This is a genomic window from Bradyrhizobium sp. (genome assembly GCF_035484855.1).
Classification (GTDB): Bacteria; Pseudomonadota; Alphaproteobacteria; order Rhizobiales; family Xanthobacteraceae; genus Bradyrhizobium.
Genome location: NZ_DATHOP010000187.1, coordinates 1 through 13,170, shown reverse-complemented (window position 1 = coordinate 13,170; position 13,170 = coordinate 1). Strand labels below are relative to the sequence as shown.

Here is a 13,170-nt window from a genome sequence, read left to right as displayed (position 1 = left end):
GGTCAGAGCAGGCCCTGCAATTCGCTGCGAATTTCTTCCGCCAGCCGCAGCGTCATGTGCTTGCGCCAGGCGGGCTTGCCGTGGACGTCGTCATGGTAGAGCGCGGCGGGGATATGATGCAGGATCGCCTCGCGCAGCTCGCCTGCGGTCGGCATCGCGGCGAACGGGATTTGAACCGGCCGTACCGTCGAGGCCGTCACCGTCAGGACCAGGCCATCATCCCTGATGGCGCCGATCAGGAGCGCCGCCGAGCGGCCGAGCGGGGTCAGCGAAATCTGGCGAAACGCCGTGCGCCGCTTCAGCGCGGCCAGGGGGATGTCGATCTGCCGCAACAGGTCGCCCGGCGCCAGCACGTTGCGATTGTCGCCGGTGACGAAATCGGCGACGTTGATTTTCCGCTCGCCGCCATCGGCCTTCCAGATCGTGCAGACGCCGTCGAGCGCCGATGTCAGCGAGATCATCGGGCCGGCCGGCAACGACATGCAGAGATTGCCGCCGATGGTCGCGGTCTTCCAGATCTTGAAGGAGGCCAGGAACGCGCGGCAGCACTGGTTGATCAGCGGCGATGCGAGCCATTCGGGCGGACAGGCGAAGCCATCGAGCTGCGCGACCGTGCAGGTCGCCGCGATCGAAAGCCCGGCCTCGCCAATCGTCAGCGCCGGCCATTCGAGATCGGCAAGATCGATCAGCCGCCTCAGGTGGACTTGCGGTTCCGAGAACAGCCAGGTCCCGCCCGCGAGCCAAGCATCGCCCGCCGACCAAACGGGCAGTTGCGCCCGGCTCGCAGGGTGGGCGACTTCGGTGATGGTGTTCAGATCCATGGATATGCTTGTACTTTCAACGAGATGCATCTCCCATTAAGAGGGCTTGCAAAACCGAAGCCAACTCTCGCATGGAATGGCTGGTCTTTGAATTGCAGGGACCGCGAGGCGATGTAATTCCGACATCGGCGGAAGGCAGGAAAAATGGACCCGACACGGGCAATCTGGATCAAGGATCCGCTAGCCATCCTCGCCGACGGCGCGGAGCGCGGCATTGTCGTGCAGCACGGCAGGATCGTCGAGCTGGTGCCGAAGGGCGGCCGGCCCACGACGCCGGCCGCGTTCTTCGAGGCCGGCGACCATGTGGTGCTGCCGGGGCTGATCAATACCCATCATCATTTCTATCAGACGCTGACGCGGGCGTTGCCGGCCGCGCTCGACCGCGAACTGTTTCCGTGGCTGCAGGCGCTCTATCCGGTTTGGGCGCGGCTGACGCCTGATGCGCTCGATCTCGGCGTCACCTTGGCGATGTCGGAATTGCTGCTGTCGGGCTGCACCACCACGACCGATCATCACTACGTCTTTCCCGCAGGGCTGGAGGAGGCCGTCGATATCGAGGTGGCCGTCGCCAAACGGCTCGGCGTCCGGGTGCTGCTGACCCGCGGCTCGATGAACCGCTCGCAGCGCAACGGCGGATTGCCGCCGGACAGCGTGGTGCAGGATGAAGACACCATCCTCGCCGACAGCGAACGCGTGGTGGCAAGGCATCACCAGCGCGGTGCGGACGCCATGGTGCAGATCGCGCTGGCGCCATGTTCACCGTTCTCGGTGACGACCTCGCTGATGCGCGCGACGGCTACGCTTGCCGAAAAACTCGACGTCCGCCTGCACACCCATCTGGCGGAGACCGAGGACGAGAACAGGTTCTGCGAACAGATGCATGGCTGCCGGCCGCTCGATTATCTCGAGCAGTGCGGCTGGCTCAACGCCCGGACCTGGCTGGCGCACGGCATTCACTTCAACGCGGCGGAAATGAAACGGCTGGGCAAGGCGAAGACCACCATCAGCCATTGCGCCTGCAGCAACCAGTTGCTGGCGTCCGGCTGCTGCCCGGTCTGCGACATGGAAGAGGCGGGGGTCGGCATTGGCTTGGGTGTCGACGGCTCGGCCTCGAACGACGCCTCCAACCTGATGCAGGAGGTGCGGGCGGCATTCCTGCTGCAACGGGCGCGCTATGGTGTCACCCGCGTCAGCCACAAGGACGCCTTGCGCTGGGCCACGAAGGGATCGGCGGCCTGCGTCGGCCGCCCCGAACTCGGCGAAATCGCGGTCGGCAAGGCCGCCGATCTGGCGCTGTTCAAGCTCGACGAACTGCGATTCTCCGGCCATGGCGATCCCTTGGCCGCGCTGGTGCTGTGCGGCGCGCATCGTGCCGACCGGGTGATGGTCGCCGGCAAATGGGTGGTGGTCGACGGCGCGATCCCGGGGCTCGACGTTGCCGACCTGATCCGCCGCCACAGCGCCGCCGCGCATGCGATGCAGGTGGGGTGAAATTCAAACCGGACGTCGCGCTCCTGACTCCCGTTGGCGTTATGGAGGCAGTGCCTCCCCACCGTCATGGCCGGGCTTCGTCCCGGCCATCCACGTCTTTGCTGCGCCGAAATCAAGACGTGGATGCCCGCGACAAGCGCGGGCATGACGAGTCATAGTGCGGGCTACTTCGCCCTACTTGCCGGGAATCTTGTCATCGACGCCCTTGACGTAGAAGTTCATGCCGAGCACCTGGCCGTCGGCGAGATGATCGCCGCCCTTGCATTCGACGGCCTTGCCGTCCTGGTCCATGACTGGGCATTTGAACGGAAACAGCTTGCCGTCGGTAATCGCGGCTTCGGTATCCTCAGCCAGTTTCTTCACGTCGTCCGGCATATTGGTAAACGGCGCCATCACCACCATTTTCGACTTCAGCCCACCCCAGGTGTCTTCTTCCTTCCAGGTGCCGTCCAACTGGGCCTTGACGCGGTCGATGTAGTAGGGCGCCCAGTTGTCCATGATCGAGGTCAGCTGCGTCTTGGGTCCGAACTTGATCATTTCGGAATCCTGGCCGAAGGCGAGCTTGCCGCGCTCGGAGGCGATCTGCATCGCCGCGGGTGAGTCGGTGTGCTGCATGATCACGTCGGCGCCCTGGTCGAGCAGCGCCTTCGCAGCGTCAGCCTCCTTGCCGGGATCGAACCACGTGTTCGCCCAGATGATCTTGACCTTGATATTGGGATTGACCGTCTGCGCGCCGAGCATGGTGGCGTTGATGCCCATGATGACTTCCGGGATCGGGAAGGAGGCGATATAGCCGAGCACGCCGGATTTCGACATCTTGCCGGCGATGACGCCCTGAATGTAGCGGCCCTCGTAGAATCGGCCGTTATAGATCGACATGTTCTTGTCACGCTTGAAGCCGGTGGCGTGCTCGAAATGCACGTTGGGATATTTCTTGGCGACCTTCAGCGTCGGATCCATGTAACCGAACGACGTGGTGAAGATCAGCTTGTTGCCGGCGCGCACCAGCTGCTCGATGGAGCGCTCGGCATCGGGACCCTCGCTGACGTTCTCGAGATAGGTGGTCTCGATCTTGTCGCCGAATTCCTTGACCAGTGCCTGGCGCGCCAGTTCGTGCTGATAGGTCCAGCCGAAATCGCCGACCGGGCCGAGATAGATGAAACCGACCTTCAACTTGTCGGCGGCCGAGGCTCCCGTTGCGATACCGCCGGCGAGCAGCAGCGCGGCGGCTGCCGCAAAAAATGTTTTCCTCATCGTCAAGCTCCAACAGTCGGGGGGAACGTCAGTCCAGCCGCGGCGCCCCATCGCGCACGTCCGGATACGAAATCATCGATCGGGCACGAACACCGTGCCCAGCGCCGCGGGCGCCGTCGAACCGCCGGTCCGCGCGCGCGATATCAGAACCAGGACGATCACGGTCGCCAGATACGGCAGCGCCGACATGAACTGCGAGGGAACACCGACGCCGGCGCCCTGCAAATGCAATTGAAGGATTGTCACGGCGCCGAACAGGTAGGCGCCAATGACCAGCCGCCCCGGCCGCCAGGAAGCGAACACGACAAGCGCGAGCGCGATCCAGCCGCGGCCGGCGGTCATGCCCGGAATGAAGAACGGCGTATAGGCCAGCGGCAAATACGCCCCCGCAAGGCCGGCGCAGCCGCCGCCGAACATCACGGCGAACATCCGGATCCGCAATACGGGATAGCCGAGGGCATGCGCCGAAACGTGATTGTCGCCGACCGCCCGCAGCACCAGACCGGCTCGGGTCCGGTAGAGGAACAACCAGACGCCGATCACCAGCGCCAGCGAGAGATAGACGAACGCGTCCTCGCCGAACAGGATACGCCCGACCACGGGAATGTCGGTGAGACCGGGGATGTAGAGATGCGGCGCCGGCGTGATCCGCTCGCCGACGAAGCCCGCGCCGATCAGGCCGGACAGCCCGATGCCGAGGATGGTCAGCGCGAGCCCGGTTGCGACCTGGTTGACCGCAAGGCCGAGCGTCATCAGCGCGAAAACCAGCGACAGTAACACGCCGGCGAGGATGCCGCACAAGGCTCCGATGATGATCGAGCCGGTCAGCCAGGCGCCGCCGAAGCCGCAGGCCGCGCCGACGATCATCATGCCCTCGACGCCGAGGTTGAGGACGCCAGCCCGCTCGGTCACCAGTTCCCCGGTGGCCGCGATCAACAGCGGGGTCGATGCCGCGAGCACCGAAAGGATGATCGCCTCAGCCAGATCCACTGGGCACCTGCCGTGACGCGAAAATGAGCTTGAAGCGGTACAGAATGAGCGAGTCGCAGGCGAGCACGTAGAACAGCAGGATGCCCTGAAAGACCTTGGTGACATCGAGCGGTATTTTCATCGCGATCTGGGCCTGTTCGCCGCCAATGAAGGTGAGCGCGAGGAAAAGGCCTGCAATTAATATTCCAATTGGGTTCAGCCGCCCGAGGAAGGCGACGATGATGGCGGTGAAGCCGTAACCGGGCGAGATGCCCGGCTGCAGGTGTCCGATGGGGCCGGCGACCTCGATGATCCCCGCAAGGCCGGCGAGCGCGCCCGAGATCGCAAACGTCAGGAGGATCAGCTGGTTGGAATTGAAGCCGCCGAAGCGGGCGGCGCGAGGGGCTGCGCCGACCACGCGGATTTCGAAACCCATGAGGGTCTTGCCGAGCAGCACGGTTGCGGCGGCGACCACGACCAGGGCGATGATCGCGCCGAGATGCAGCCGGCCGCCCTCGATCAGGATCGGCACGGTCGCCACCGGATCAAACTCCGCCGTGGTCGGGAAATTGAAACCGGCCGGATCGCGCCAGGGGCCGCGCACGAGATAGTCGAGAAAGAGTTCGGCGACATAGACCAGCATCAGGCTGGTGAGGATTTCGCTGGCGCCAAACCTGACCTTGCAGATCGCCGGGATCAGCGCATACAGCGCGCCGGCTGCCGCGCCGAGCAGCAGCATGGCCGGCAACACCCAATACCCGGCATCGGTGCCTTGCGTCTTCACGGCCAGCCAGCTGCCGGCGACCGCGCCGATCAGGAACTGTCCTTCGGCTCCGATATTCCAGACATTGGCCAGATAGCACAGCGACAGCCCGATGCCGATCATCACCAGCGGCGTCGCCTTCACCGCGATTTCCTGCAGCGAATAGCTGTCGGTCAGGGGGTCGATGAAGTAGACGATCAGCGCGGAAACCGGATTCTTGCCGAGAATCGCAAACAGGATGCTCATGGTCACGATCGTCAGGGCGATCGCGATCAGCGGCGAAACCAGCGCGATGGTGTTCGATCGCTCGGCGCGCTTTTCAAGCACCAACTGCATGCGCCGCTTCCCTCTCGTCCAGGCTGCTGCCGCCCATCAACAGGCCGAGTTTCTCGCGGCTGGCCTGTGCGGTCGCCATCGGTTCAGAAAGGTGGCCGTGGAACATCACGGCAATCCGGTCGGTGATCTCCGTGAGTTCATCGAGATCCTGGCTCGTCACCAGCACCGCGGCGCCGCCGGTTGCGAGGTCGAGCAGCGCCTGCCGGATCACGGCCGCCGCGCCGGCATCAACCCCCCAGGTCGGCTGACTGACCACCAGCACGGCAGGTTTGCGGAGGATTTCGCGGCCGACGATGAACTTTTGCAGATTGCCGCCGGACAGGCTCGCGGCCTCCGGATCGCGCTTGGCCTTGCGTACGTCGAAGGCCGCGGTGGCGCGGTCGACCGTCGACAGCATCGCGGCGGTGTTGACGAAACCGTGCTGGACCATGCCGCTGGCGGCATGGCCGGTCAAAAGCGCATTCTCGGAAAGTTTCATGCGCGGCGCCGTGCCGTGACCGAGGCGTTCCTCGGGCACGAAGGCCGCGCCAAGCTTGCGCCGCTGCGTGATCGACAGATGCCCGGCCGCAATACCATCGATCACCACGGTGCCTGGATCCTGGGACAGCCGCTCGCCGGAAAGGGCCGCGAAAAACTCATCCTGACCATTGCCGGCGACGCCGGCGATGCCCAAGATTTCACCACCTTTGAGCTCGAGCGAGATGTGCTGGAGCCTGACGCCGTGCGGATCGTCGGGCTCCAGGCTGAGATCGTTGACGACCAGCCGCGGCACCGTGGTTTGCCTTCCCGCGGCGGCTTTGACTTCCTTGATGTCGGCGCCGACCATCATGCGCGCCAATGAGGCCGCGGTCTCCAGTTGCGGATTGCAGGTTGCGATCTTCTTGCCGCCGCGCAGGATGGTGGCGGTGTCGCAGAGCCGCTTCACCTCCTCGAGCTTGTGGCTGATGTAGAGGATGGCGCGACCCTCGGCCTTCAGGCGCTCCAGCACGACGAACAGTTGATCGGCTTCCTGCGGGGTCAGCACCGCGGTCGGCTCATCGAGGATCAGGAATTTGGGATTCTGCATCAGCGCCCGCACGATCTCGATGCGCTGGCGTTCGCCGACCGACAGTTGCCACACCTCGCGCTTCGGATCGAGCGGAAGCCCGTAAACATGGGACACTTCCTGCAGCCGGGCCGACATGTCCTTGAAGGATTCCTTGCCGTCGAGACCGAGCGCCACGTTCTCCGCGACGGTGAGGTTGTCGAACAGCGAGAAATGCTGGAACACCATGCCGATGCCGCGGGCGCGGGCCTCCGACGGTCCGGACAGCACCATCTTCTCACCCTGCCAGCGCATCTCGCCTTCGCTGGGCTGAATCAATCCGTAGACGGTCTTGACCAGGGTCGATTTTCCGGCGCCGTTCTCGCCAAGCAGCGCATGGATCTGCCGGGGCCAGATATCGATATCGATCGCATCATTGGCGAGAAAATTGCCGTAGCGCTTGGTCAATCCCACCGTCTGAAGCAGCGGCGTTTGGCCGGAACGCAGTTCGGCAGGCGTCGAATCCAACATTCGGTGTCACGCAGGGTGCGGAGAAATGACTGCCTCAATACTGGGCTAGTTTGGACCCCGGCGTAAGTAGGGAAAAAGCGCCAGCGTTTGCCCAACTCTTCGGCAGGCCGCAGTCCCTGGAATTTCCCGTGGAGTTTCCTCGGCTTTTCCCGTCGACGCGCCCCGACGGCGATATTGCCTCTCGGAGGATATTCGACAGCGAATGGCGTGTTGCAAAATTGTGACGGTCGACACAATTCGAAACTACCGAAGCAGGCCTGCCGCTTATATGAGCAGTATCATCGCATTGTGTGCATCGGCCGCCGACGTCAATTTGCAGCAACGGGGCGCGTTGCTGCACCGCGCAAGACAATCGGGAAAAGCCAATAGAATTGGTCACAACCGCGATTCCGCTCGTCTCCCTCCAGTTGTAGCGGGCCTTTCAATTTCGCGTCCGCATCCTGCCCCAGCGGCTGATGTGCCGGGTTTGCTTGATGAAACTTGGGGCAGGCCATGGGAAAAGTTGAGGCTTCTCACGCTCGGCGAACGGCGCAAGTGTCGCCCCAGGGCCTCGATCACCTGATCGTTAACTTTGGGGGTATTTACAATGTCATATCGTCACGGAGCAGTTGCAGCAGCGGCGCTGTCGATTGCCATGCTTGCGCCAGCCGGCTTCGCCAGCGCCGCGGATTTGCCGGTCAAGGCCAAGGCAAAGCCGATCGCGGATGCGCCGTTCTTCTTCGTGATCGATGACCGGCTGACCTATTCGTGGATGCCCAAGGGCACCGATCCCGGCCAGTTCAGCGTCAATCCGAACGGGACGATCAATGGCACGACCGCGAAGAGCGTGTATTCGTTCACGCATTTCGACGCGTGGGCCTACGGCACCAACTTCTTCACCATATCGATGTTCAAGTCGGATCATAACGATCCTGCCTCGCCCTGTATCGCACCGGGTCTCACCTCCAGCTTCGGCGCCGGAAATTGCGCCGGCGCAACTGAAATCTATGGCCTGATCCGCAGCACGTTCGGCTGGAACGAAATCTTCAACACCAAGGCCTTCACCGTGGGGCCGCTGCATAACATCTCGTTTGAGGTCGGTGCCGACGGTAATTCGGAGAACAACTACCTGGCTCCGGCCAAGCGTGACTTCGTCGCCGGTCTGCAGTTCGCCTTCGACCTTCCCTACAAGGGCTACTTCAACGTGGCGCCTCTGGCCTACAAGGAAATCAACCACAACGCCTTCAACCAGTGCGGCACCGTCTTCGCGTTTGGCCCGGTTCCGGGCTTCAGCTGTAACGCCGACGGCAACACTGAATTCAAGACCACTTGGGCGGTCGAGACGAATTACTACATGGATCTGGGCTTCATGCCCGAAAACATGCAGCTCTTCTCCATCAGCGGTCGCTTGGCCTGGTATGGCCCCAAGGGTGACGCCAACGGCCTGCCGGCGTTTTCCGGTGTCGGACGGTTCAGCAACGCCACCAAGACCGAGTTCAACAGCGAACCAATCCGTCTGACCTTCGACGCCAGCAAGGCGGTCATGGGTCCGAAGTACTCTCACTTCGTCGACCTGTGGGTCGCCTACCGCTACTGGCAGAACAAGTTCGGCCTCGATCACAACGCCGCGCCGGGTGTCTGCACCATCGCGGCAACCGGCCAGAGCACCAACAGCTGCACCGAATCGACCGTCTATACCGGCATCACGGTGAAGTTCTAAACGCCTGGTCGACCTCGATACGATGGCGCCGCGATCATGCCGCGGCGCCATTTTCGTTTGCGTGAGACGGCTCCGTGGCGGCTATTTGTTCCAGACGCCTTGGTGCAGCGCCTCCGCCTCGTCCTCGAGCATCGGTCCCTTGACCTCGGTCGGGCGCTGTCCGCTCTTGAAGACCTCGCGGCAGGGCAGGTCGAGCGTCGGGTTCTCCGGGTGATTGCCGGTGACGCCGCGCAGGCGATGTTCGCTCAGGCCGTAGACCAGCCGGCCAATTCCCGCCCAGTAGATCGCGCCCGCGCACATCGCGCAGGGCTCAGCCGACGAATAAAGCGTCGCACCCTTGAGTACATCCGCGTTCAGGGTCGTGCAGGCCTGCGTCGCCAGCAGCCGCTCGGCATGCGCGGTGCCGTCGCGGGAGGGCATGTAACCGTTCTCCGCCTCGATCAGCACGTTGCGATTCTGATCGACCAGGATGGCGCCGAACGGATGATTGCCGTGGGTCAGGGAGCGGCGGGCGACATCGAACGAGCGGCGCAGAAAGAACTCGTCGAGTTCGGAACTGCCCATCTTCGACATGCTTTCCATGACCGCTCCTGCCGCCAGCATCATCATGCAGAGCGTGGGTCTCGCAGGCAAGCGCCTGGTATCAATGGCCCGCCATGTGCCGGCCGATCTCGGTGAGGTCGGCTTCGCTGGCGCGGGCCTCGTAGACCAGTTCGCCGTGGAACATCACGACCAGGCGGTCCGACAGCTCCAGCAATTCGTCGAGGTCCTCGCTGACCAGCAGCACCGCGGCACCGCGGTTTCGCGCGGCCATGATCTCGGCATGGATTTGCGCGACCGCGGCGAAGTCGAGTCCGAAACAGGGATTGGCGGCGATCAGGACTTCGACGTCGCCGCCGAGTTCGCGCGCCAGCACGGCGCGCTGCACATTGCCGCCCGACAGCGCCGCGATCGGCGTATCGGGCCCGCGGGTCTTGATCTTGTATTGCGCGATCTTTTTCTCGGCATCGTTGCGGAATGCCGCGCGGTTGAGCCAGAAGCCGCCGCTTGCGAAGGGGCTGCGGTCGAATTCGCGAAACGCGATGTTGTCGGCGACGCTCATGCCGCCGACACAGGCGTTCTTTAAGGGTTCTTCCGGCAACAGCGACATCTTGTGGCGGCGCATCTCCTCGCGATCGGCGTGATAGAGATCGCCGGCGACGCGGATTTCGCCGCTTTCGGCTTCACGCTGGCCGGCCAGCACCTCGACCAGCTGCCGCTGGCCGTTGCCGGAGACGCCCGCGATGCCGACGATTTCGCCGCCGCGCACGCTGAGCGAGACATTCTGCACCGCGATTGCGCCGGCGTCGTCCAGCGCGTTGAGTTTTTCCAGTTCCAGCCGCGCCTCGCCGACATTTCCGACCCGCGCCGGCTGAACCGTCAATTCTTCCGCGCCGATCATCATCCGCGCCATGCTATCCGGCGTGAGCTCGGCAACCTTGCCGTGGCCCGCCAGCTTGCCGCGGCGAAGGATGGTGACCTCGTCGGCGAACGCCATCACCTCGCGGAATTTGTGGGTGATCATCAGGATGGTCAGGTCGCCGTCCACGACCATGCCGCGCAGCATGCCCAGCACCTCGTCGGCTTCCCCCGGCGTCAGCACCGAGGTCGGCTCGTCGAGGATCAGGAAGCGCCGCTTCAAATAGAGCTGCTTGAGGATTTCGCATTTCTGCCGCTCGCCGGCGGAAATGTCGGAGACCCGGGAATTGAGCGGCACCTTGAACGGCATCCGCGCCAGGAACGCTTCCAGCTGCTTCTTCTCCTTGGCCCAGTCGACCACGGCCGGGACATCGTCCCGCGCCAGCACGAGATTTTCGGCGACCGTCATCGCGCCCACCAGGGTGAAATGCTGGTACACCATGCCAAGTCCGAGCGCATGGGCGTCCTTCGGATTGGCGATCGCCTGCTCGCGACCGCCGACCAGCACGTTGCCCTCGGTCGGGTGATAGTAGCCCATGATGCATTTGACCAGCGTGCTCTTGCCGGCGCCGTTTTCGCCGAGCAGCGCGTGGAACGAGCCCGGCCGCACCTTGAGTTCGACATTGTCGAGCGCGGTGAAGTCGCCGAACCGCATGGTCATGGCGATGGCGTCGACGCCCAGTGCGCCGCTCGGCAGCGGCGTTTCGCCGATGATCATGACAAGGCCTCGATCAGGTCGCCCGAGGTCGCGACCGCGCCGAACACGCCGCCCTGCATCTTGATCATCTTCAGCGCGTGGTCGTGATTGCTCTTGTCGGTGGCGGCGCAGCAATCCTCGATCAGCACGCATTCGAAGCCGCGGTCGTTGGCTTCCCGCATCGTGGTGTGGACGCAGACGTCGGTGGTGATGCCGGTCAGCACGATGTTCTCGATGCCGCGCAGCCGCAGCATCAATTCGAGGTCGGTGGCGCAGAACGAGCCCTTGCCGGGCTTGTCGATGATCGGTTCGCCCGGCTTCGGCGCGAGATCGGGGATGATCTCCCAGCCGGCCTCGCCGCGCACCAGCACCCTGCCGCAGGGACCGGGATCGCCGATCCCGGCGCCGATCTGGCGCGAGCGCCAGCGCTTGTTGGCGGGTAGATCCGTGAGATCGGGGCGATGGCCCTCGCGGGTATGGATGATGTGAAAACCCTGGTCCCGCATCACCGCAAGCAGCCGTTTTATCGGCTCGATCGGGGCGCGCGTCAGCGACAGGTCGTAGCCCATCTTGTCGACATAGCCGCCGATCCCGCAGAAGTCGGTCTGCATGTCGATGATGACAAGCGCGGTGTTTTCCGGGCGCAGGTCGCCGTTATAGGGCCACGCATAGGGCTCGGATTTGATGAAGCGCTCGGGCATGTCTCTACTCTCGGTTATGCGCTTGAGGTCATCGGGTGATCGATAGTTCCGCCGGCGCGCCGGTCAGCGTGCGTTTCGGCGAGCAGGTGATGATCATGATCGCCAATGTCAGGATGTAGGGCGCGGCGTTGAACAAATGATAGCCCGAGGTGACGCCGACCGACTGCAGCGCCGGTCCCAGCGCCGCCGCGCCGCCGAACGCGAGCGAGGCCCACAGGCACAGCATCGGGTCCCAGCGCGCGAAGATCACCAGCGCCACGGCGGTGATGCCCTGTCCGGAGGAGAGGCCTTCGTTCCAGCTGCCGGGATAGAACAGCGACAGGAACGAGCCGCCGATGCCGGCGAGGAAGCCGCCGACCATGGTGGCCCTGAGCCGGATCGCAAGCACGGAATATCCCATGGCTCTTGCGGCGTCCGAACTCTCGCCGGCGGTGCGGATCAACAGGCCCCAGCGGGTGGTCCGAAACGCCCAGTACAGGATCGGCGCCAGCGCCACCCCGATCAGGAACAGCACGTTGATCCGCAACGCCGCGCGGAGCTGTGCGATATCGCTCCACCAGCCGAAATCGATCGCCGGCAGCCGCGGCGCGGTCGGCTCAATCAGCGGCTTGCCGAGATAGAACGCCAATCCGGTCCCGAACAGCATCAGCGCGATGCCGACCGCGATGTCGTTGACGCGCGGCAGCGAGCAGATGCCGGCATGCAGCGCGCCGAGCAGCGCGCCGGTGACTCCCGCCGCGAGCACGCCGAGCCAGGGCGAGCCCGAGAGATAGGAGATGCCATAGGCGCTCATCGCGCCCATCACCAGCGTGCCTTCGAGGCCGAGATTGATGCGGCCCGAGCGTTCGGTGATGCATTCACCTAAGCTGACGAACAGGAACGGCGTGGAGACGCGGATGGCGCCGCCGAACACCGCGAGCGGAACGGTCCACAGCCCTATCGTTCCATCCGCCATGTCACGATTTCCCCTTCAGGAAGCCAATCCGTCCATACACCGCGTCGCTGGCGAGGACGAAGACGAAGATAATTCCCTGCAGCACCTGCACGGACGCATCCGGCAGCCCAAGCCGGCGCTGCAGCAGCCCGCCGCTGGCGCTGATGCCGCCGAGCAGGATCGCGACCGGAATGATCGCCAGCGGATTTTGCCGCGCCAGGAAGGCGACGAGGATGCCGGTAAAGCCGTAGCCGGCGGCGAGGTTGGCGTTGGTTTTGCCTTGAACCGCGGCGACTTCGATCATGCCGGCGAGGCCGGCCGAAGCGCCCGCCAGGAAACAGATCGTCAGGATCAGCCGGCCGACACTCAGGCCCACGATCTTGGCGGCGCGAATATTGCCGCCGGCGACCCGCGCGGCGAAGCCGAACACGGTATGATAGATCAGGATGTAAGCGGCGATAGCCGTGACGATGCCGAACACCAGTCCCCAAT

12 protein-coding genes are annotated in these 13,170 nt (G+C 64.0%); 2 read left to right on the top strand and 10 right to left on the bottom strand.

Going from position 1 to position 13,170, the window contains the following annotated elements; translation table 11 throughout:
* Positions 1-2: 2 nt before the first annotated feature.
* Entirely contained in the window at positions 3-821 is an 819-nt protein-coding gene (locus VK804_RS21165; protein WP_325373851.1) for an FAD binding domain-containing protein, read from the bottom strand.
* 144 nt (positions 822-965) lie between these two features.
* Here VK804_RS21165 and VK804_RS21160 point away from each other — a divergent pair, with 144 nt between their 5' ends.
* Positions 966-2,312 carry an 8-oxoguanine deaminase gene (locus tag VK804_RS21160; protein ID WP_325373849.1) on the top strand — a complete coding sequence of 449 codons (1,347 nt, stop codon included), beginning with the start codon at positions 966-968 and terminating at the stop codon, positions 2,310-2,312.
* A 174-nt stretch (positions 2,313-2,486) separates the two neighbouring features.
* Here the strand turns inward: VK804_RS21160 and VK804_RS21155 are convergent, their stop codons facing one another.
* The 4 genes from VK804_RS21155 to VK804_RS21140 all read right to left on the bottom strand — a co-directional run bounded on the left by VK804_RS21155 (position 2,487) and on the right by VK804_RS21140 (position 7,189).
* On the bottom strand, positions 2,487-3,566 hold the full coding sequence (locus VK804_RS21155; RefSeq protein WP_325373847.1) for a BMP family ABC transporter substrate-binding protein: 1,080 nt from the start codon (positions 3,564-3,566) through the stop codon (positions 2,487-2,489).
* Between the two features lie 72 nt (positions 3,567-3,638).
* Positions 3,639-4,556 carry an ABC transporter permease gene (locus VK804_RS21150; protein ID WP_325373845.1) on the bottom strand — a complete coding sequence of 306 codons (918 nt, stop codon included), beginning with the start codon at positions 4,554-4,556 and terminating at the stop codon, positions 3,639-3,641.
* A complete protein-coding gene (locus tag VK804_RS21145) occupies positions 4,543-5,634 on the bottom strand; it encodes an ABC transporter permease (RefSeq protein ID WP_325373843.1) in 1,092 nt (363 codons plus the stop codon). Before VK804_RS21145 ends, VK804_RS21150 begins: the two co-directional genes overlap by 14 nt.
* Positions 5,618-7,189, bottom strand: a complete 1,572-nt coding sequence (locus tag VK804_RS21140; protein ID WP_325373841.1) for an ABC transporter ATP-binding protein — start codon at positions 7,187-7,189, stop codon at positions 5,618-5,620. The genes VK804_RS21145 and VK804_RS21140 overlap by 17 nt, the downstream gene beginning before the upstream one ends.
* A gap of 586 nt (positions 7,190-7,775) precedes the next feature.
* Here VK804_RS21140 and VK804_RS21135 point away from each other — a divergent pair.
* Positions 7,776-8,888 carry a hypothetical protein gene (locus tag VK804_RS21135; protein ID WP_325373839.1) on the top strand — a complete coding sequence of 371 codons (1,113 nt, stop codon included), beginning with the start codon at positions 7,776-7,778 and terminating at the stop codon, positions 8,886-8,888.
* A gap of 81 nt (positions 8,889-8,969) precedes the next feature.
* On the opposite strand, the gene VK804_RS21130 is transcribed toward VK804_RS21135, so the two are convergent.
* From VK804_RS21130 to VK804_RS21110, 5 genes are all read right to left on the bottom strand, one after another.
* Positions 8,970-9,470, bottom strand: coding sequence for a nucleoside deaminase (locus tag VK804_RS21130; RefSeq protein ID WP_325373837.1), 501 nt, complete (start codon positions 9,468-9,470; stop codon positions 8,970-8,972).
* Between the two features lie 61 nt (positions 9,471-9,531).
* Positions 9,532-11,064, bottom strand: coding sequence for an ABC transporter ATP-binding protein (locus VK804_RS21125; protein ID WP_325373835.1), 1,533 nt, complete (start codon positions 11,062-11,064; stop codon positions 9,532-9,534).
* Positions 11,061-11,744, bottom strand: a complete 684-nt coding sequence (locus VK804_RS21120) for an isochorismatase family cysteine hydrolase (protein ID WP_325373833.1) — start codon at positions 11,742-11,744, stop codon at positions 11,061-11,063. Before VK804_RS21120 ends, VK804_RS21125 begins: the two co-directional genes overlap by 4 nt.
* 28 nt (positions 11,745-11,772) lie before the next feature.
* On the bottom strand, positions 11,773-12,699 hold the full coding sequence (locus tag VK804_RS21115) for an ABC transporter permease (protein ID WP_325373831.1): 927 nt from the start codon (positions 12,697-12,699) through the stop codon (positions 11,773-11,775).
* Position 12,700: 1 nt separating this feature from the next.
* Positions 12,701-13,170, bottom strand: a 470-nt coding sequence (locus VK804_RS21110) for an ABC transporter permease subunit (protein ID WP_414642821.1), incomplete at its 5' end; no start/stop codon positions are given.

Bases quoted from the DNA above. Each gene is read 5' to 3' on its own strand.
- VK804_RS21115 (WP_325373831.1), bottom strand. From the start codon at position 12,699: ATGGCGGATGGAACGATAGGGCTGTGGACCGTTCCGCTCGCGGTGTTC.
- VK804_RS21125 (WP_325373835.1), bottom strand. From the start codon at position 11,064: ATGATCATCGGCGAAACGCCGCTGCCGAGCGGCGCACTGGGCGTCGAC.
- VK804_RS21155 (WP_325373847.1), bottom strand. From the start codon at position 3,566: ATGAGGAAAACATTTTTTGCGGCAGCCGCCGCGCTGCTGCTCGCCGGC.
- VK804_RS21120 (WP_325373833.1), bottom strand. From the start codon at position 11,744: ATGCCCGAGCGCTTCATCAAATCCGAGCCCTATGCGTGGCCCTATAAC.
- VK804_RS21130 (WP_325373837.1), bottom strand. From the start codon at position 9,470: ATGGAAAGCATGTCGAAGATGGGCAGTTCCGAACTCGACGAGTTCTTT.
- VK804_RS21160 (WP_325373849.1), top strand. From the start codon at position 966: ATGGACCCGACACGGGCAATCTGGATCAAGGATCCGCTAGCCATCCTC.
- VK804_RS21165 (WP_325373851.1), bottom strand. From the start codon at position 821: ATGGATCTGAACACCATCACCGAAGTCGCCCACCCTGCGAGCCGGGCG.
- VK804_RS21140 (WP_325373841.1), bottom strand. From the start codon at position 7,189: ATGTTGGATTCGACGCCTGCCGAACTGCGTTCCGGCCAAACGCCGCTG.
- VK804_RS21135 (WP_325373839.1), top strand. From the start codon at position 7,776: ATGTCATATCGTCACGGAGCAGTTGCAGCAGCGGCGCTGTCGATTGCC.
- VK804_RS21145 (WP_325373843.1), bottom strand. From the start codon at position 5,634: ATGCAGTTGGTGCTTGAAAAGCGCGCCGAGCGATCGAACACCATCGCG.